Source organism: Stenotrophomonas sp. TWI169 (assembly GCF_039674705.1).
GTDB lineage: Bacteria > Pseudomonadota > Gammaproteobacteria > Xanthomonadales > Xanthomonadaceae > Stenotrophomonas > Stenotrophomonas maltophilia_P.
Window position 1 is genome coordinate 1 of the sequence record NZ_JBDJOB010000030.1, and the last position, 18,363, is coordinate 18,363.

The 18,363-nt window shown below is 68.5% G+C and carries 15 protein-coding genes; 13 read left to right on the forward strand and 2 right to left on the reverse strand.

Annotated features, from left to right (window positions below; translation table 11 throughout):
- Positions 1–127: 127 nt before the first annotated feature.
- The gene (locus tag ABE543_RS17165; protein ID WP_111185970.1) at positions 128–2,923 is read right to left on the reverse strand and encodes a glycoside hydrolase family 3 C-terminal domain-containing protein; all 2,796 of its coding nucleotides are present in this window, start codon (positions 2,921–2,923) and stop codon (positions 128–130) included.
- Between the two features lie 334 nt (positions 2,924–3,257).
- Here ABE543_RS17165 and ABE543_RS17170 point away from each other — a divergent pair, with 334 nt between their 5' ends.
- The 5 genes from ABE543_RS17170 (at position 3,258) to ABE543_RS17190 (ending at position 9,641) form a co-directional block, all read left to right on the forward strand.
- Complete coding sequence (locus ABE543_RS17170; RefSeq protein WP_053517644.1) at positions 3,258–3,692, forward strand: glyoxalase/bleomycin resistance/dioxygenase family protein; 435 nt, start codon at positions 3,258–3,260, stop codon at positions 3,690–3,692.
- A gap of 210 nt (positions 3,693–3,902) precedes the next feature.
- Entirely contained in the window at positions 3,903–4,517 is a 615-nt protein-coding gene (gene imuA / locus ABE543_RS17175; RefSeq protein WP_164151867.1) for a translesion DNA synthesis-associated protein ImuA, read from the forward strand.
- A gap of 9 nt (positions 4,518–4,526) precedes the next feature.
- A complete protein-coding gene (locus ABE543_RS17180) occupies positions 4,527–5,936 on the forward strand; it encodes a DNA polymerase Y family protein (protein ID WP_197572373.1) in 1,410 nt (469 codons plus the stop codon).
- Positions 5,937–5,942: 6 nt separating this feature from the next.
- Positions 5,943–9,053, forward strand: coding sequence for an error-prone DNA polymerase (locus ABE543_RS17185; RefSeq protein WP_180876980.1), 3,111 nt, complete (start codon positions 5,943–5,945; stop codon positions 9,051–9,053).
- Positions 9,054–9,134: 81 nt separating this feature from the next.
- On the forward strand, positions 9,135–9,641 hold the full coding sequence (locus ABE543_RS17190) for a hypothetical protein (RefSeq protein WP_053517653.1): 507 nt from the start codon (positions 9,135–9,137) through the stop codon (positions 9,639–9,641).
- 14 nt (positions 9,642–9,655) lie between these two features.
- Here the strand turns inward: ABE543_RS17190 and ptsJ are convergent, their stop codons facing one another.
- Entirely contained in the window at positions 9,656–10,939 is a 1,284-nt protein-coding gene (gene ptsJ / locus ABE543_RS17195) for a transcriptional regulator PtsJ (RefSeq protein ID WP_111185973.1), read from the reverse strand.
- 76 nt (positions 10,940–11,015) lie between these two features.
- Here ptsJ and ABE543_RS17200 point away from each other — a divergent pair, with 76 nt between their 5' ends.
- The 8 genes from ABE543_RS17200 (at position 11,016) to ABE543_RS17235 (ending at position 18,304) form a co-directional block, all read left to right on the forward strand.
- A complete protein-coding gene (locus ABE543_RS17200; RefSeq protein ID WP_164151873.1) occupies positions 11,016–11,789 on the forward strand; it encodes a YggS family pyridoxal phosphate-dependent enzyme in 774 nt (257 codons plus the stop codon).
- Positions 11,786–12,487 carry a glutamine amidotransferase gene (locus tag ABE543_RS17205; protein WP_053517657.1) on the forward strand — a complete coding sequence of 234 codons (702 nt, stop codon included), beginning with the start codon at positions 11,786–11,788 and terminating at the stop codon, positions 12,485–12,487. Before ABE543_RS17200 ends, ABE543_RS17205 begins: the two co-directional genes overlap by 4 nt.
- Positions 12,484–12,708 (forward strand): hypothetical protein, encoded by a 225-nt coding sequence (locus ABE543_RS17210; RefSeq protein WP_053517658.1) that lies wholly within the window; start codon positions 12,484–12,486, stop codon positions 12,706–12,708. The genes ABE543_RS17205 and ABE543_RS17210 overlap by 4 nt, the downstream gene beginning before the upstream one ends.
- Positions 12,709–12,842: 134 nt before the next feature.
- A complete protein-coding gene (locus tag ABE543_RS17215) occupies positions 12,843–13,352 on the forward strand; it encodes an RNA polymerase sigma factor (RefSeq protein ID WP_346475939.1) in 510 nt (169 codons plus the stop codon).
- Positions 13,349–14,275, forward strand: a complete 927-nt coding sequence (locus tag ABE543_RS17220) for a FecR domain-containing protein (protein WP_346475940.1) — start codon at positions 13,349–13,351, stop codon at positions 14,273–14,275. Before ABE543_RS17215 ends, ABE543_RS17220 begins: the two co-directional genes overlap by 4 nt.
- Positions 14,276–14,339: 64 nt before the next feature.
- Positions 14,340–16,811 carry a TonB-dependent receptor gene (locus tag ABE543_RS17225; RefSeq protein WP_346475941.1) on the forward strand — a complete coding sequence of 824 codons (2,472 nt, stop codon included), beginning with the start codon at positions 14,340–14,342 and terminating at the stop codon, positions 16,809–16,811.
- 10 nt (positions 16,812–16,821) lie between these two features.
- Positions 16,822–17,598, forward strand: a complete 777-nt coding sequence (locus ABE543_RS17230) for a ChaN family lipoprotein (RefSeq protein WP_065182739.1) — start codon at positions 16,822–16,824, stop codon at positions 17,596–17,598.
- Positions 17,591–18,304 carry an energy transducer TonB gene (locus ABE543_RS17235; RefSeq protein WP_193396824.1) on the forward strand — a complete coding sequence of 238 codons (714 nt, stop codon included), beginning with the start codon at positions 17,591–17,593 and terminating at the stop codon, positions 18,302–18,304. The genes ABE543_RS17230 and ABE543_RS17235 overlap by 8 nt, the downstream gene beginning before the upstream one ends.
- The last annotated feature ends 59 nt before the right edge of the window (positions 18,305–18,363 follow it).

The following is an 18,363-nucleotide window of genomic DNA, read 5'->3' on the forward strand; positions in this document are numbered from 1 at the left end:
GCCTGGCGCTAGCGCTCGTGCGGGTCATGGGGTAGCGCCGGGCCATGCCCGGCGAGCGCAGCGGCAGGCCGTAAACAGACACGGCCCCTTGCGGGGCCGTGTCTGCAAGCGTGAGTACCACGCGGTGTCAGCGCAGCACCTGCTCCACCAGCTGCACGTCCGCGCTCTGCAGCGGTTCGGCGGCATTGCGCGACAGCTGCACCTGGTAGGTGCCACCTTCAATCTTCCACTGGCGGGCCTGCGCATCGTAGTGGGCCAGGGTCTTCGGCTCGGCTTCGATACGGATGCGGCGCTGCTCACCCGGCTGCAACTGCACCTTGTCGTAGCCGATCAGCCGGATCGGCGTGCTGCTGCCCGCCGGCAGCTTCAGGTACAGCTGGGCCACGTCGGCACCGGCGCGCTTGCCGGTGTTGCGGATGTCCACGCTGGCGACCAGGCGCGAACCTTCCACGCTCACCTTCAGGTTGTCATAGGCGAACGAGGTGTAGGACAGGCCATGGCCAAAGGCGAAGGTCGGGGTCAGGCCCTTGGCCGCCATCCACTTGTAGCCGACGTTGGCACCTTCGATATCGAAATCGAACACATCACCGAACGGCTTGGCCGGCTTGAAGCCCAGGCCATCGATATGCGGGCGCGGCAGCTGCGACTCGTCCGTCACCCAGGTCACCGGCAGGCGGCCGGACGGATTGGCCTGGCCGGTCAGCAGTGCGGCGATGCCCTCGCCACCGCGGATGCCGGGATACCAGGCCTGCAGCATCGCCGGCACCTGCGCCAGCCACGGCGTGCGCACCGGGCCGTTGGTTTCCAGCACCAGCACGGTCTTCGGGTTGGCCTTGGCCACCGCCGAAATCAGCGCATCCTGATTGTCCGGCAGCTGCATGTCCGGCAGATCCACCGATTCGGCGGCCCACTGCGTGGCGAACACGATGGCGACATCCGCCTGTGCGGCGGCCTTGGCTGCAGCCGCGGCATTGTTGCCGTCCACATACGCGATGGTGGCGTCCGGGCGCGCTGCACGCAGCGCCTCCAGCGGCGAGGACGGATGGAACATCACCGGGCCCGGCCAGGTGGTCGGCATCACGCCCGGCACCGCGTTGGTGCCCTTGGCGGTCACGCCCACCATCGACGAACCGCCACCACCGATCACGCCCTTGTCGGCATGGCCGCCGATGATGACGATGCGCTTCACGCTGTCGGCCAGCGGCAACAGGTTGCCTTCATTGCGCAGCAGCACGCTGCCCTCTTCCACCGTGCGCTGTGCCACGGCAAAACCGGCCTCGGCATCAACCTTCTGGTGCTGCGGCGGGTTGTCGAAGTTGCCGTGCAGGAACATCGTGCGCAGGATGCGCGCCACCATGTCGTTCAGGCGCGCCTGCGGCACCACGCCGCCGTGCACGGCCAGGCGCAGCGGCTCGTCGAAGAACACCGCCGCGTCGAACACTTCACCGGCCGACTGCTGGTCCAGGCCGGCCAGCGCCGCCTTTGAGCCACTGTGCACGCCACCCCAGTCGGACATCACGAAACCAGGGAACTTCCATTCCTGCTTCAGCACCTGGTTCATCAGGTAGCCGTTCTCGCAGCCGTAGGTGCCGTTGATCTTGTTGTACGAGCACATCGCCACGCCCGGGCGGCCGGTCTCCAGCGCGATCTCGAAGGCCAGCAGGTCGGACTCGTGCATGGCCTGTTCGCCGATGCGTACGTCATGGAAGTTGCGGCGGGTCTCCATGTCGTTCAGCGCGAAGTGCTTCATTGAGGAGATCACGTGCTGGCTCTGCACGCCCTGTATCAACGCGCCGACCATCGAGCCTGCCAGCAGCGGATCTTCGCCGGCGTACTCGAAGTTGCGGCCGTTGCGCGGATCGCGCTGCAGGTTGACGCTGCCGGAAAGCAGGATGTTGAAACGCTGCTGCCAGGCCTCGCGGCCCATCGTCGCGCCGCCTGCGAAAGCCACTTCGCGGTTCCAGCTCGATGCGGTGGACGGGCCGGAGGGCATGGCGGTGGCGAAGTCGCCGGGCCGGATGCCGCCGGGGTTGGTCACACCGACGCCGGCGTCGGCCGACTGCTGCGAGGGAATGCCCAGGCGTGGCACGCCCGGCACGAAACCGGCCGAACCGACCGCGCCGTCCGGCAGCGGGCCGCCGTCCTTGCCCAGCCCGAAGTAGCTGTGCAGCATCTGGAATTTCTCATCCTCGGTCATCGCCTTCAGCAGCAGCGCAGCGCGGGCGTCGGCGTTGAGGGTGGTGTCCATCCACGGCGCATCGCCCCCCTTGTCGGCGGCATAGGCCAGGGTCAGCAGGGTCGCGCGCAGGGCGCTGCCCTCAACCTTGAACGGCGCACTGCTGGCGGCCTGGAAGCCATCGCTGAAGTAGCTGGCATCGGCTTCCGGGGCCACCCGCGCCGGATCGAAACCGGCAGCCTTGGCGGAATCGCCAGCAACAGCGCCGAGCAGCACCGCCGGCGCACCCAGCCGCGAACGCGACACCAGGGCCGGCAACTGCAGGGCACCCGCGCCGGCATCGGTGTAGACCGCAACGGTGTGGCGACCGTCATCCAGGCGCAGGTAGTTCAGCCCCGGCTGGTCCGGGCCGGATTCCGCCGCGATCGGCAACCGGGTCAGCACGGCCTGACCGCGCTGGGTCCGGCCATCGTCCTTCCCGGCGGCGATGAAGCGGTATTCGTAGCCCAGGCCATCAGCCAGCAGCTGCAGCGGATCGACCTGGTCGATGCTGCGCTGCACCTGCCGCACGCTCACGGCATCCACCTGCAGGGATCCAAGCTGGGTGGCCAGGGCCGGCATCGCTTCGGCCGGCGGCGCCTGCTCCAGGGTCAACACGGTGAACGCGGCGGGATCGGCCCACGCCGGCGCGATGACGGCGGCGGACACGGCGAGGGACAGGGCAAGCGGCTTTGTAAACGTTTTCATCGACGGGCGTAATTCCGTTGCCAAGGCAATCGGTCCAGGGAAAATGCCGCCGAAGGGTGCAGCGTTCATGCCGTACAGGCGTTGCCGGGCAACACCTCAGGCCGGAGGGCGGACCGGTCTGCGCGCGGGACCCTCCTCCCGGCGTGACAACCTGCCTGCCCGGGCCACGCACGTGGCCCAACCTATGAAGATTGTGCGAGGGCGTTCATGCCTGTCAACAGGACCTAAGGCACAGGCCAACCCCTGCACGCCGGTTATCAGTCCATCACCGGCGGTCATCAGTGGGGTGCGTGGCGCTGCCGATAATGGAAGCCCCTGGCCACGGATCACGCCCATGAACGTACATCGCGACTTCGACCATCTCTGGCGCGACCGCTGTGACACCTCCAGCCAACGCAGCCCGCGCGTGCTGATCCGCGTATTCGTCGCTCCCGGCGAACTGGAGCGCAGTGTGGCGTTCTACGAGCAGCTGCAGGGTGTGGTCGCCGATGCCGGGTTTCCGTTTCCCGATGCAGGACTGCGCCTGGCCATGGTCGGTGCCTTCCTGCTGATCGAAGGCAGCGAGACCGCACTGGCACCCTTCACCTCGACCACGGGCACCCTGCTGGTCGACGATGTCCGGCCCTATCACGACAAACTGATCGCTGCCGGAGCCGAGATCATCTTCCCGCTGCAGATCGTCCCGACCGGTGCGGCGTTCAATGCGGTACATCCCGATGGCACCGTGGTCGAGTACGTGCACCACCGCCCGGATCCGCAGGGGCGGTGAGTGCGGGGCACGTTGATCGATGAACCGCGCCCGCTCTTCAGCAACCTGAAACGCGGCGCTCGAATTCATTAGTAATTCTACTCACGAGGCGAGTAGCATGTCCGGTCTCAGCCCTTGATACCGGCCTGTCGATACTCGCTCCATGCCAGCCGTTTCCGACAACTATTGTCGCTCTCAGCCAGCCCCCACGCGTTTCCGGACGGTGGGCTGATGGGTGCGGTCATTGCCCTCGACCGTCTCCTGGACGGTCGCCAGCTATGGCGCGGTCCGGCGCGGCACGGCCTAACCAGCGACCATCTGGCCAGTGGCCACCCCGCCCTGGATGCACGCCTGCCCGGGGGGGGATGGCCGGCCAGCGGGCTGTGCGAGGTGCTGCAGGGCGCGCCGGGTGTAGGCGAACTGGCGCTGGTCTGGCCGGCATTGGCAAAGCTGAGCCGCCGCGAGCGGCCGATCGTGCTGGTCGCGCCGCCTTACCGGCCGCATGCGCCGGCCTGGGCCGCGGCCGGGCTGGATCTGGCGCAGCTGCAGATCATCCAGGCCGGGCCGAAGCAGGCGCTGTGGGCCACCGAACAATGCCTGCGCTCGGCGGCCTGCGCGGCAGTGCTGTGCTGGCCACAGCAGGCCGACGACCGCGCCCTGCGCCGCCTGCAGGTAGCCGCCGACAGTGGCCAGTGCCTGGGCTTCGTGTTCCGCGAGGCGCGTGCAGCCCGCAACCCGTCCCCGGCCAGCCTGCGCCTGCAGCTCGACCACGGCCAGGTCCGGGTCCTGAAGTGCCGTGGTGGATTGCCGCCGGCACAGCCGCTGCCACTGGCCATCGCCCACTGAGGCGGCCGCATGGACTGGGCCTGCCTGTTGTTGCCGCAGCTGGCGCTGGATTGCGTGCTGCGCCTGCAAGCGGATCCGCAGCGGCCACTGGTGCTGCTGCAGGGGCCGGCGCAGCGTCGCGTGCTGCGCGCCGTCAGCCCTGCTGCGCGTGCAGCCGGCCTGCGTCCGGGCATGCTGTTGTCGGCCGCACAGGTACTGGTGCAGGACCTGCAGCTGCATGACTACGATCCGGCCACCGAGCTGCACACCCGCCAGTTGCTGGCCAGCTGGCTGTACGGCTTCAGTTCGCAGGTCAGCCTCGACTTTCCCCATGCCCTGGTCCTGGAGATCGGTGCCAGCCGTGCCCTGTTCGGCGATTGGCTGGCGATCGAACGGCGCCTGCGTGATGGCCTGCATGAACTTGGATTCCGTCACCGCCTGGTCGCGGCGCCCAATCCCCATGCCGCACGGGTGCTGGCCAACGTGCATGATGGCCTCGGTATCGATGCAGGACAGTTGCCAGCCCTGTTGGCGCAGCTGCCCTTGCCGCGCAGCGGGTTGCCGGCCGATGCGGTGACCGTGCTTGGCCGCTCCGGGCTGCGTACGCTGGGGGCAGTGTTCGACCTGCCGCGCGAAAGCCTGGCGCGTCGCTTCGCGCCGGACGTGCTGCAGCAGCTGGACGCGCTGCGTGGCCAGCCCACCGCACCCCTGCGCTACTACCAGCCACCAGACCGTTTCGACGCACGCATCGAATTCGAGTACGAGATCGAATCCAGCCAGGCCCTGCTGTTTCCGCTGCGGCGCCTGCTGCTGGATCTGGCGGCCTTCCTGTGCTCGCGCGATGGCGGCGTGCAGCGTTTCGACCTGCATTTCGAACACGACCTGCTGCCTGCCAGCGTGCTGACCATCGGCCTGCTCGCACCCGAGCGCGATGCCGCGCTGCTGTTCGAGATCGCCCGTAACCGCCTAGAGGCTTTCCCGCTGCCGGCGGGCAGCCGGGCCCTGCGCCTGCAGGCCGAACAGCTGCCGCCCTTCGTGCCCGCCGCACGCGATCTGTTCGACACCCGCCCGGCACAGGCGATGCCGTGGACCCAGCTGCGCGAGCGCCTGCGTGCACGGCTCGGCGATGACGCCGTGCAGCCCCTTGCCGTGCAGGCCGACCATCGCCCCGAACGCGCCAGTGGCACCCAGGCACCCGCCAGGCCACCGGCGTACTGGCCGCTGCGCCCCGGCTGGTTGCTGGACACACCACAGGTGCTGCGTGACCCGCGGCTGCGCATCGTCACCGGGCCGGAGCGGATCGAATCAGGCTGGTGGGACCACGCCGATGCGCGCCGTGACTACTACGTGGTGGAAACCGCACACGGCCAGCGCGGCTGGGCCTTCCGCGAGCGCAATGATCCACATGCACCGTGGATGCTGCACGGCTGGTTCGGCTGAACCACCATGCATGATGAACTGCCCGGCTATGCCGAACTGCACTGCCTGTCGGCCTTCAGCTTCCAGCGCGGTGCCTCCACCGCCGAGGAACTGTTCGCACGTGCCCGCGGCCAGGGCTACCGCGCGCTGGCGATCACTGACGAGTGTTCGCTGGCTGGCATCGTGCGCGCCTGGCAGGCAGCGAAGACACAGGGCGTGGCGCTCATCGTCGGTGCCGAGTTCCAGGTCGAAGAGGGACCGAAGCTGGCGCTGCTGTGCACCGACCAGGCTGCCTACGCCGGGTTGTGCCAGTTGATCACCACCTGCCGGCGGCGGGCCGGCAAGGGCGAGTACCGCTGCCTGCGCGATGACCTGTCCGGCCTGCCCGACGGCCTGTTGTGCCTGTGGCTGGACCGGCAGCCCGCCGCCACCGATCTGCCACTGCTGCGCGCAGCCTTCAAGGACCGCCTGTGGCTGGCGGTGGAACTGCATCATGAGCACGACGACGCGCGCCGCCTGCAGCAGCTGCAGGCGTTCGGCGAACGCCACGGCCTGCCGCTGGTCGCCAGCGGCGATGTGCACATGCATGTGCGCCGCCGCCGCGCGCTGCAGGACACGCTGACCGCGATCCGTCACCGCTGCAGCGTGGCCGAAGCCGGCTGGCGCCTGTTCCCCAATGGCGAACGCCATCTGCGCCCGCGCACCGCGCTGGCCCGGTTGTACCCCCCTGCACTGCTGGCCGAGACCGTGCGCATCGCCGAGCGCTGCCACTTCACCCTGGACCAGTTGAAGTACACCTACCCGCGTGAACTGGTGCCGGAAGGTCATGACCCGGACAGCTGGTTGCGCGAGCTGGTGGAAGAAAAGATTCCCTGGCGCTGGCCGGAGGGCATCCAGGAACCACAGCGCAGGCAGATCGAGCACGAGCTGGCATTGATCAAGAAGAAGAACTATGCCTCCTACTTCCTCACCGTGCACGACATCGTGCGCTTCGCCCGCAGCCAGGACATCCTCTGCCAGGGCCGCGGCTCGGCCGCCAATTCAACGGTGTGCTTCGTACTGGGCGTGACCGAGATCGACCCCGCGCGCAGCAATCTGCTGTTCGAGCGCTTCATCTCCGCCGAGCGGAATGAACCACCGGATATCGATATCGATTTCGAGCATGAACGGCGCGAGGAAGTCCTGCAGTACGTGTTCAAGCGCTATGGCCGCGAACGCGCCGCGTTGACGGCGGTGGCGATCAGCTATCGCGGCCGCAGTGCGATCCGTGATGTCGCCCGCGCGCTGGGACTGCCGATGGACCAGGTCAATGAACTGGGCGCGGCGATGGACCATTGGGGTGGCAACATTCCGCTACCGGAAACCCTGCGCGAGCGCGGCTTCGACCCGGAGACGCCGCTGATGCGGCGACTGCTGTCATTGACCGCCGAGCTGATCGACTTCCCGCGCCACCTGTCGCAGCATCCGGGCGGTTTCGTGATTTCCGAACACCCGCTGTCGACGCTGGTGCCGGTGGAGAACGCAGCGATGGCCGACCGCACCGTCATCCAGTGGGACAAGGACGATCTGGATGCCACAGGCCTGATGAAGGTCGACTGCCTGGCGCTGGGCATGCTCACCGCCATCCGCAAATGCCTGGCAATGCTGAAGCAGCATGGCCTGCACGAAGGACGCATGGATGCGATCCCGCCCAAGGATGCGAAGACCTTCGACATGATCTGCGCCGCCGACACCATCGGCGTGTTCCAGATCGAATCGCGCGCGCAGATGGCGATGCTGCCGCGCATGCAGCCGCGCACGTTCTATGACCTGGTGATCGAAGTCGCGATCGTGCGGCCCGGTCCGATCCAGGGCGACATGGTGCATCCCTATCTGGAGCGGAGGCGTATCCTGCGCGAACACGGCCCTGATGCACTGAACGATCCACACAATCCGCTCTACCCACCGCGGCTGGAACGCGTGTTCGCACGTACGCTGGGCGTGCCATTGTTCCAGGAACAGGTGATGCAGCTGGCGGTGGATGCGGCCGGTTATACCCCGGGCGAGGCCGATGCCCTGCGCCGTTCGATGGCGGCCTGGAAGCGCCGCGGCGGGCTGGAGCCGCATCGCGAGAAGCTGTTGGCCGGCATGCTGGAGAACGGCTTCAGTCGCGAATACGGCGAGCACCTGTTCGAGCAGATCAAGGGCTTCGGCGATTACGGCTTCCCGGAAAGCCACGCCGCCAGCTTCGCCCTGCTGACCTATAACAGCTGCTGGCTGAAGTGCCATCATCCGGCCGCGTTCACCGCCAGCCTGATCAACAGCCAGCCACTGGGGTTCTACAGCCCCGACCAGCTGCTGCAGGATGCGCGCCGGCACGGCATCATCGTGCTGCCGGTGGACGTGCGCCACAGCGACTGGGACTGCACGCTGGATTTCAGCAGGGGTCCCGCGGCGATCCGGCTGGGCCTGCGCCTGGTCGATGGCTGCAACGAACAGGTGGCACAGGCCATCATGCGCGAACGCGCGCGACGGCCATTCGACGATGTCGGCGATCTGTGCCAGCGCACCGTCCTGGACCGGCGCCATCAGGGCCTGCTGGCCGATGCCGGCGCGCTGCGCGGCCTCAGCGGGCATCGTCATCGTGCGCGCTGGGATGTCTCCGGCGTGGAAAACCGCCTGCCGCTGTTCGATCAGGCCCGCACCACCGCTGAAGCACGCGTGCCATTGCCGTTGCCCAGTGCGTGGGAAGACATGCAGGCCGACTACCGCAGCATCGGCACTACCCTGGGTCGCCATCCCATGTCATTCCTGCGCACGCAGCTGCGCAGCCGCGGCTGCCTCGACGCCGCACAACTGGCCGGCCACGGCCATGGCCGCCGCGTACGCATCGCCGGGCTGGTACGCATGCGCCAGCGTCCCCAGACCGCCAGCGGCGTCACCTTCCTTACCCTGGAAGATGAAACCGGCATGGTCAATGCCGTGGTCTGGCGGCACCTGGCCGACCGGCAGCACCGTGTACTGGTCGATACCCAGCTGATGCAGATCGACGGCCGACTGGAGCGTGTCGATGGCGTGCAGCATGTGATCGTGCAACGCATGCACTGCCTGGATGAACTGCTGCAGGGCCTGCGCAGCCGAAGCCGCGACTTCCACTGAGGACACACCGCGTCACACAGCGAACTGGTCATGAGCGGCCCGCTTCCGTTATCGTCGGCACATCCAAGGAAGGACGATCCGATGCCCCGTGCACTCACGCTGACCACGCTGCTGGTCTCCACCCTCGCCCTGCTCGTTTCCGGCTGGACTGCCTGGAGCCTGCATCGCAGCCAATCGCCGCAGCGGGTGATCGAAGCCCGGGGCCTGGTCATCCACGATGGCGCCGGTCAGGCGCGGGTGATCCTGGGCGCCCCGGTGCCCGACCCGCGCAGTCGCGGCCAGGTGCAGGGAACACGTGCCAGCGCCCTGTCCGGCCTGGTTCTGCTGGGTCCGGACGGCTCCGAACGCGGCGGCTACGGCACGACCGACCACGGTGGCGAAGCCCTGCTGACGCTTGACGATGCAGCCGGCACCACCGAAGTGTTCAAGGTGGTCGCCAACCCCGACCGCGGCGCCAGCCTGATGGTCAAACACCAGAACAACACCGGCGCGATGCTCACCTCCTGGCAGGGCAAGCCGGAGTTGATGTTCGTGGATGACAGCGGGCAGTCCTACTACGTGCGCCCCGGCGTCAGTGCCGCGCCCTGAAGGACGCGGGTTCATCATCCCAGCACGGCCGCCAGGTCATCGGCCAGCTGTCGCTGCTGCGGTGTTCCCAGCGCCGCACAGGTGATGCGCAGGCCATGACCGGGGGCGGAAACCGCGAACACTTCGCCGGCACGCACATGCCAGCCGCGGGCGGCCAGCGCCAGTACCTGCGGGCGGCTGTCATCCGGCAGAGGCAACCACAGGTTCAACCCCTCCATCGGCACGGCCTGCTGCACGCCCCGCGCCTGCAGCAGCATCTGCAGCGACTGCAACCGCTGCTGGTAACGCACGCCGGCCGAAGCGATCTTCGCCCGCTGCGTGGCTGATTCCAGCACCGAGACCGCCGCGTCCTGCAGCAGGTGGCTGACCCAGCCGGTTCCCGCTGCCAGCCGCAGGCGCAGCCGTACCACGGTTTCCTCATCGCAGGCCAGCCACGCCAGGCGCAGATCCGGGCCCAACGGCTTGGACAGCGAGCGCAGCAGTGCCCAGCGCCGGCCATCGACGGGCAGCACCGAGTGGTAGGCCTGCTGCGAGAGCAACGCGTAATGATCGTCGATCAGCACCGCCACCTGCGGGTAGCCGGCCAGCAGCTGGCGCAGTGCCCGCGCCCGCTTCGCATCCAGGCTGGCGCCGGTAGGATTGTGTGCGCGCGGCGTCAGCAGTACCGCGCGTGCGCCAGCCTCCAGCGCCCGCCGCAGCGACGCCACCTGCATCCCATGCGTGTCCACCGCCACGGGCAGCGGCGTGTGGCCAGCGGCATTGAGCACGTTGAGGCTGCCAAGGAAGCAGGGATCCTCTACAGCGATGCGGTCGCCGGGCAGCAGCCAGGCAGCCAGCAGGCGTTCGATGCCATCGACCGCACCGTGGCTCAGCTCCAGGGCATAGCCCTGCGGACAATCGGCATCCAGCGACGCACGTGCCAGCCGCTGCATGCGCGGGTCGACCGTACCCACGCCATACAGCCGAGGTGGCGCCGGTGCCAGGCGCAGGCTCGGCAACAGCCGTGGGTCCGGATTGCCACCTGCCAGATCGTGCAGCGCCAGCCCCGGCGGACTGCCTTCGCGCGCGACGGGGGCCGGCACGCCACGCACCGTGGTACCGCGCCGCCCCCCCGTACTGGCCAGGCCCGCCGCGTCCAGCCGCTTGTACGCGGCCGCCACCGTGTTGCGGTTGACGCCCAGCCGCTCGGCCAGTTCGCGTACCGGCGGCAGCACGCTGCCCGCGGTCAGCCGCCCGTCGCCGATGCCCTCGCGGATGCTGTCGAAGATCGATTCGGCACTGTGCCCGGTGATTTTCATTTTGTCCTATGCCAAAATAAATCTTGTCCTGTGCCAGTGTATCCCACCTTGGCCACCCTGCATTGGAGGTGCACGCATGCCCCTTGCCGCCGCCGACTGGCCTGTCGCCCAGTCCGTCGAACAGATCGCCCGCAACCTGCTCACGGTGCGCCAGCGCATCGCGCGGGCCTGTGCCCGCGCGGGCCGCGACCCGCAGAGCGTGCGCCTGCTGCCGGTCAGCAAGACCGTGGATGAGGCGCGCATCCGCATGGCCGTGGCTGCCGGCTGCCATGAGCTGGGTGAGAACAAGGTGCAGGAGGCACAGCGCAAGGCCGAGTCGATGGCCGACCTTGGCGTGCACTGGTCTGTGATCGGCCACCTGCAGACCAACAAGGCCCGCCATGTGGCGCGCTTCGCCAGTGAATTCCAGGCGCTGGACAGCCTGCGCGTGGCCGAAGCGCTGCAGCAGCGCCTGCTGCTGGAGGACCGCACTCTGGACGTGTTCGTGCAGGTCAACACCTCCGCCGAACCCAGCAAGTACGGCCTGGAGCCCGGCGCCGTCGAGGCTTTCGTGCAGCAGCTGCCCATGTTCGACCGCCTGCGCGTACGCGGATTGATGACCCTGGCCATCTTCACTCCGGAGGTGGAACGCGTACGCGCCTGCTTCGTCCGCCTGCGCACGCTGCGCGACCAGCTGCAGCGCAGCGCGCCGACCGGCATCGACCTGTCGCAGCTGTCGATGGGCATGTCCGGCGACTTCGAGGTCGCCATCGAGGAGGGCGCCACCGTGGTCCGCGTCGGCCAGGCCATCTTCGGAGCACGCGCGACACCGGACAGCGCCTACTGGCCCACCCGTGGAGGGGCCGCATGAAGCACGCGGTCGTCCTGCAACACATCGCCTTCGAAGACCTCGGCACGCTGCAGCCGCTGCTGTTGGCCCAGGGCTGGCAGCTGCACGTGCTGCAGGCCGGCATCGATGCGCTTGACGCGGCCGAAGCGGCTGATCTGCTGGTCGTACTGGGAGGCCCGGTCAGCGTCAACGATGGCCTGCTCTACCCCTTCCTGGCTGACAGCATCGCGCTGCTGCAACGGCGCCTGCACCTGCAGCGGCCGACCCTCGGCATCTGCCTGGGTGCGCAGCTGATGGCACGTGCGCTGGGGGCGGAGGTGGCGCCCAGCGGAGGCAAGGAAATCGGATTCGCGCCACTGCTGCTGACCGACGAGGGCCAGCGTTCTCCCCTGCTGGCATTGCAGGGCATTCCTGTGCTGCATTGGCATGGCGAAGCCTTCGAACTCCCGGACGGTGCGCACCGTCTTGCCAGCACACCCGCCTGCCGCCACCAGGCCTTTTCCATCGGCAAGCATGCACTGGCCCTGCAGTGCCACCCGGAACTGGACGCGCGGCAGTTCGAACGCTGGCTGATCGGCCACACGCTCGAGCTGGCCCAGGCGGGCATCGACCCGAACGGTCTTCGCGCGCAGGCACGCCGCTATGGCGCCCCGCTGGCCGCAGCCGCGACTGCGATGTTCAACCACTGGCTGCAGGAACTACCGGAGAACGCACGATGAACTACCGCCTGCTGGTCCACCGTCACGGCGCCTACTGGGGTCATTTCGACTGCCAAGGGGCCGATGCGCTGCAACGCCTGGAGACCATCGCCGCGCACCTGCCCAACGCAGCGGGATTCCAGCTGCAACGCCAGAAGGGCATTGGCGAGGAACGCATCCTGTCCAGCAATGCCGAAGGCCTGCGCGTGCTCGCTGCACAGATCCAGTACCGCGACCTCTGACGCAGAGAGCGCTGCCGGCCCGCTCGCCTTCGATGCGCCGGCACCATGGATGCAAATGATTCTCTTTTACTGTAAGGTGCAGGCGCTGCCCTTGCCGCCGCGGGCTGTTCCCTTTCCCAGTTGTAGCCCGCCCCGTGTCCACGCCTGTCGAACCGACGGATGTCGCGCATCTGTGCGCCGCCCATTACCGGCCGCTGCACGCCCACGTCCGCCGCAAACTCCCGCAACGCAGCGATGCCGATGACGTCGTCCAGGAGACCTGGCTGCGTTTCGTCAAGGTCGCCGCCAGTGGCCTGCTCAGCAATGGCCGCGCCTACCTGTACCGCGTCGCCCACAACCTGATCGCCGACCATTACCGGCAACGCCAGCGCCGCCGGGAAGACCCGCTGGACGAAGCCTCTCTGACCACCCTCGCCGATCCGGCGCCCCTGCCGGAACAACGCCTGCTCGATCTCGAACAACTGCGTCACCTTGACGCGATCATCGCCGCTCTGCCGCCGCGCTCGCGGCAGGTGTTCCTGCTGGCCCGGGTCGAACAGATGGCCTTGGCCGAAATCGGTCGCCAGCTCGGCATCAGCCGGCAGACCGTGCATGGACACCTGATGCGCGCGCTGGTCGCGCTGCAACAGGTGCCCGGCCCATGAGTCAGGACACGATCGCACGCGAAGCCGCACGCTGGTGGCTCGACGGCCATGACGGTACGCGCGACGAGCGCGCGTTCGCCCACTGGTATCAGGCAGACCCGCGCCATGCAGCACAGTACCGGCACCTGCAGCAGCTGTGGCAGGCCGGTGCCGGCCTGCCCAGCCTGCAACGCCAGCAGCAGCGTCACCGCCGGCGCGCCCTGCGCGAGGCGGGCATCGGCGCCGTGCTGCTGTGCGTGCTGGGCCTGTCGCTCCGCCAGGACGCACCGCCGCCAGAACTGGTGCTGCGCACCACCGTCGGCGAGATCCGCGAGACACCCTTGCAGGACGGTTCGCGCGTCGTGCTGTCTCCGGGCAGCGAGGTGCGCGTCCGCATCGACGGGCAGCGCCGGCAGTTGCAGCTCAAGAAGGGACAGGCCTGGTTCCAGGTTGCCGCCGATGCCGACCGGCCGTTCCAGGTGCGCACGCCGCATGGCAGGGTCACCGCGCTGGGCACCGCATTCGATGTCGCCGTGCAGAACGGCAGCAGCGTGGTGACCGTCACCGAACACCAGGTGCGGGTGGACAGCGGCAGCGGCAGCGGAGAGGCAAGCCAGGGCGAACAACTGCGCTTCGATGGCCAGACACCCGGCACCCCGTCGGCCGCACCGGCAGGCGTGCTCGCCTGGCGCGAGCGGCGCCTGCAGTGGGTATCGGCACCATTGGAGGATGTCGCCCGGGGGCTGGACCGCTGGGACGGCGGGCACACCTGGATCATGGGCGCGCGCCTGCGCCAGCAGCGGGTCACCGTGCTGGGCAATGCCACCGGCGCCACCGGCACCCGCGACCAGCTCGCCCGGCAACTGCAGGTCCGCGTGCTGCGCATCGGTCCCGGACTGCAGCTGTGGCTGTCATCAACGCAGGGCACCGGCCATGCACCCTGACATCGTCCCTGCCCGTGCGTCTTCCCAGGCTGACGACGCTCTGCGTCACTCCCTGGAGACCTCGATGCTGTCCCACCGCCCCCTTGTCCTGGCCTTGTCGCTGGCCTGCGCCAGCCCGGTTCCATTCCTGTCCGACCATGCCCAGGCACAGACCGCAACCCGCCACTACGACCTGCCTGCACAGCCGCTGGCCGGCGCACTGGATGCCTACAGCCGGCTCACCGGCATCGATCTGGTGATCGGTGGCGCGCTGCCCCAGCGCCAGATGGCGCCCGCGCTGCGCGGCAACTTCGACGACAGGCAGGCGCTGTCACAATTGTTGGTCGGCACCGGCCTGCGGCCCCGCTTCATCGATGCAAGGCGTGCCACCCTCGAGCCGGCGCCTGCCGAGTCCAGCGATGGCAGCCGCCGCACCGGTCCGTTGCGCGTGCAGGGCACTCCTGCGCAGGGCCATGCGCCCGGCACCGGCGCCAGCCAGTACGTCCCCGCCACCCGCGATGGCTTCGCGCCAGCCGTTGGCAGTGAACGCGTGGCGATGGCCGAACGCCAGGAGGGCAACAGCCTGCTGCGCTCGATGCCCGGCACGCACAGCTTCCACTCGCGCAGCCAGCCCGGCCTCCAGGTCAACATCCGTGGCATGACCGGCGCCGGCCGCGTCAACACGATGATCGACGGTGTCACCCAGACCTTCCGCAACAACGCCGGGCACGGCTCCGGGGGCCCGTTCGCCTATGTCGATCCATTCCTGCTGGCCGGGGTGGATGTGCAGCGCGGTGCCGTCGCTGGCGGCGATGGCGCTGGCACCCTGGCCGGTACCGCCAACTTCCGCACGCTGGATATCGATGACCTGCTGGGTGAGAGCCGCGACTGGGGCCTGCGCGCCGGCTACCGGCACGGCGACAACGGCTATGGCACTGGCCGCACCTTCGCCGGCGCCTGGCGCCACAGCGAGGAAGGCGGTGACCGTCAGTTCGGCCTGCTTGCGGCGGCCAGCAGCAGCCGCAGCAGCGAGTACGCGACCGCCAACGGGCAGAAGAACAGCGCCGACCCGGGCAGCCAGCACCCCAGAAGCTGGCTGCTCAAGGCCCGCCTGCAACCCAGTGAGCTGCACCGGCTGGACCTGAGCCACATGCGCTACGAGAACGACTTCTATCACAACTACCCGTGGCAGATTTCGGCACGCAACCAGCGCGCCAGCTATCACTACACGCCCTACACGCCCTGGATCGATCTGCGCGCCAGCTTCGCCGCCAACAAGACGCGGCTGTTCTATCCGCCGGTGGAAGTGTCCAGCTACATCGGCCGGCGTACCCACAGCAGCCTGAGCAGCTGGAACATCGACAACACCAGCCGCTTCGAGATCGGCTCGCTGCAGGCACGCTGGAACACAGGCCTCAAGCACCAGTCGGACATTTTCGTTGCTGATACACCCACCCTGCGCGGCGCCAACCCGCAGGGGCGCAGCCAGCTGGACAGCGTGTTCAGTACGCTCGAACTGCAGTACGGCATCTACGCACTGACCACCGGGCTGCACCAGGATCGCTACGGCATCCGCGGGCATATCCCGACCTGTTCGGATGTGCCGGGACAGTGCACCCGGATCAACGGCGGGGGCATCGACATCCACCGCCGCCAACATGCACTCAGTCCCAGCCTCTCGGTTTCGTTGCAGGCAACCGACTGGCTGCAGCTGTACGCCGAGGCCTCGCGGACGTCGCGGCCCCCACGCGTGCAGGAGATGTTCTTCGAGAAGATTCCGCTGGAAGGCATGAGCGATGCCGATGGCGTAGGCGCCAATCCATTCCTGCGTCGCGAACGCTCGCGCAACCTGCAGTTCGGCGCCAATCTCAGCACCGACTCGCTGCTGCGCGACGGCGACCTGGCCCAGTTGCGGGTGACCCGCTTCGACAACCGCATCCGCGACTACATCAAGCCGCAGTACCTGCTGATCGTGCATCCACCGGAAATCGAGCCCGTCGTGGTACCGATCGACAGCGACCCGCAGCTTTCGGCCTGGACCGATGCGCTGGATGTGGACGACTTCAGCGTCACCACCCGCTGGATGAACGACCCGGGCGTGGTGCGCATGCGTGGCATCGAGCTGGAGGCCCACTACGCCAGCGTGCACTATCACGCGACGCTGAGCTGGACACGATCACACACCAGCGCGCCCACCATCGAGTTCGTCAACCTGGAAGACATCACCACGCTTCCCGACCGCTACTGGACGCTGGACGTCGGCGGTCGCTGGTGGCAGCAGCGCGTGCAGGCCGGCGTGCGCGCCGAATACTCCGGCCCCACTGAGGAAGGCTACGACTTCTTCCAGACCCGCAAGACCCGCGGCACGGGTGTGCTGCTGGACTTCTACGCCAGCTTCAAGCCACAGGCCAGCACCACCGTATGGCTGAACATCGAAAACCTGCAAAACAAAGCCTATGACAACAATGCCTCGATCGACAGCATCTTCAGCCCGATCCTGGACCGCGGCAACGGCCGCGGCCGCACCGTCTCGATGGGCGTCAACGTGGCGTTCTAGCCGACGCTGGTTGCCGCTGTGCCTGCTTGCCGTGCTGGCGACCGGGCAGGCCCAGTCGATGCCCGGCACGGTGATCGACCTGGCCAGCGGCCGGCCGTTGCAGGAAGCGGCGTTCGTGCAGCGCGTCGCCGCCGCCCGGCACCTGCTGCTGGGGGAACGCCACGACGTCGCCGCCGACCATGCCGCCGAACGCTGGCTGTTGCAGGCCCTGCACCAGCAGCGACCACAGGGTGCGCTGGTCCTGGAGATGATCGGCAGTGAACGCCAGCCCCGCCTGCAGCGCGTGCAGCGCTGGCTGGACAAGGGCAACCGTGCCGACGGGCAACACCTGCAGGAACTGCTGGGCTGGGACCCCCGTTGGCCGTGGTCGGCCTATGGCGGACTGGTGCAGGATGCCGCCGCTGCAGGCATCGCCCTGCACGGTGGCAACCTCTCGCGTGCGGAGGTCGACGCGCTGCTCGCTTCGTCGGCACCGGCGCGCTTCCCGGTGCCTGGCGCACGCCACCGCCTGTCGAACGTAGTGCTGGCCCAGCACGCCGACGCCGCACCGCTGCTGGAAGGCATGCTGGCCGTTCAGCAGGCCCGCGATTCGCGTATGGCGCAGGTACTGGCGGCCGCACAGACACCCGCGCTGCTGGTTGCCGGCCGCTGGCATGTGCTGCGCGGCACCGGCGTACCGGGCTATCTGCCCGCATCCGCGCCTGCGCTGGTGGTCGCTCTGGCATCGGCGGAAGAAGCCATCGACGCCAGCGACGCCGACCTGCTGTGGGTGATCGCAGATGAGTGAACGCAGGCAACACTGGCAGGCAATGGCGATCACCGTCGGGGTCCACCTGCTGCCGCTGCTGCTGCTCGTGCACTGGGTGGCAGCCCCGCCTACGCTGCCGCCGCCAGAGCAGGATGTGCGCATCAGCCTGCGCCTGCTTGCGCCGGCTGCACCGCCACAGCCTGTGGAGGAACGCCAGGCCGAACAGCCCAGCCAGGCGCAACAGGCGCGCGCCGCGCAGCCACGGAAATCGCCGCCGCCACCCGCGCCGACCCACGCGCGTGAAGGCGAACTGGCCGCCAGCGAGATCGCCGGCGCCGGCCGGCAACCCACGCAGGTCGCCCCACCTGCGGCCGCGGCCGATGCCCGTCCCGCACCGGCATCGATCACGGCCGCGCCGCCTGCTCCGGACGCCCCACCCGCGGACGTCCAGGCCGGCGCTGCCAGCGACCAGTGGGAAGCGCGGCTGATGGCACGACTGGAGCGATACCGCTACTACCCCTCCAGCGCTAGATCGCGGCGCCAGCAGGGCACCAGCTGGGTCCGCGCCAGCATCGACCGCGACGGACGCCTTCTGGCGCTGCGCCTGGAGCAGTCCAGCGGCCAGTCCCTGCTCGATGACGCGGCGCTGCAGACCTTCCGCCGCGCACAGCCGCTGCCACGCATTCCCGACGAAATGAAGGCACCGCAGGAACTGGTGGTGCCCGTGGAGTACTACCTGCGCTAGACGGTCCGCGCCTCCGCTACGATCTCGGCCAACCACTGCCAGATGCGGCAACCGGATCA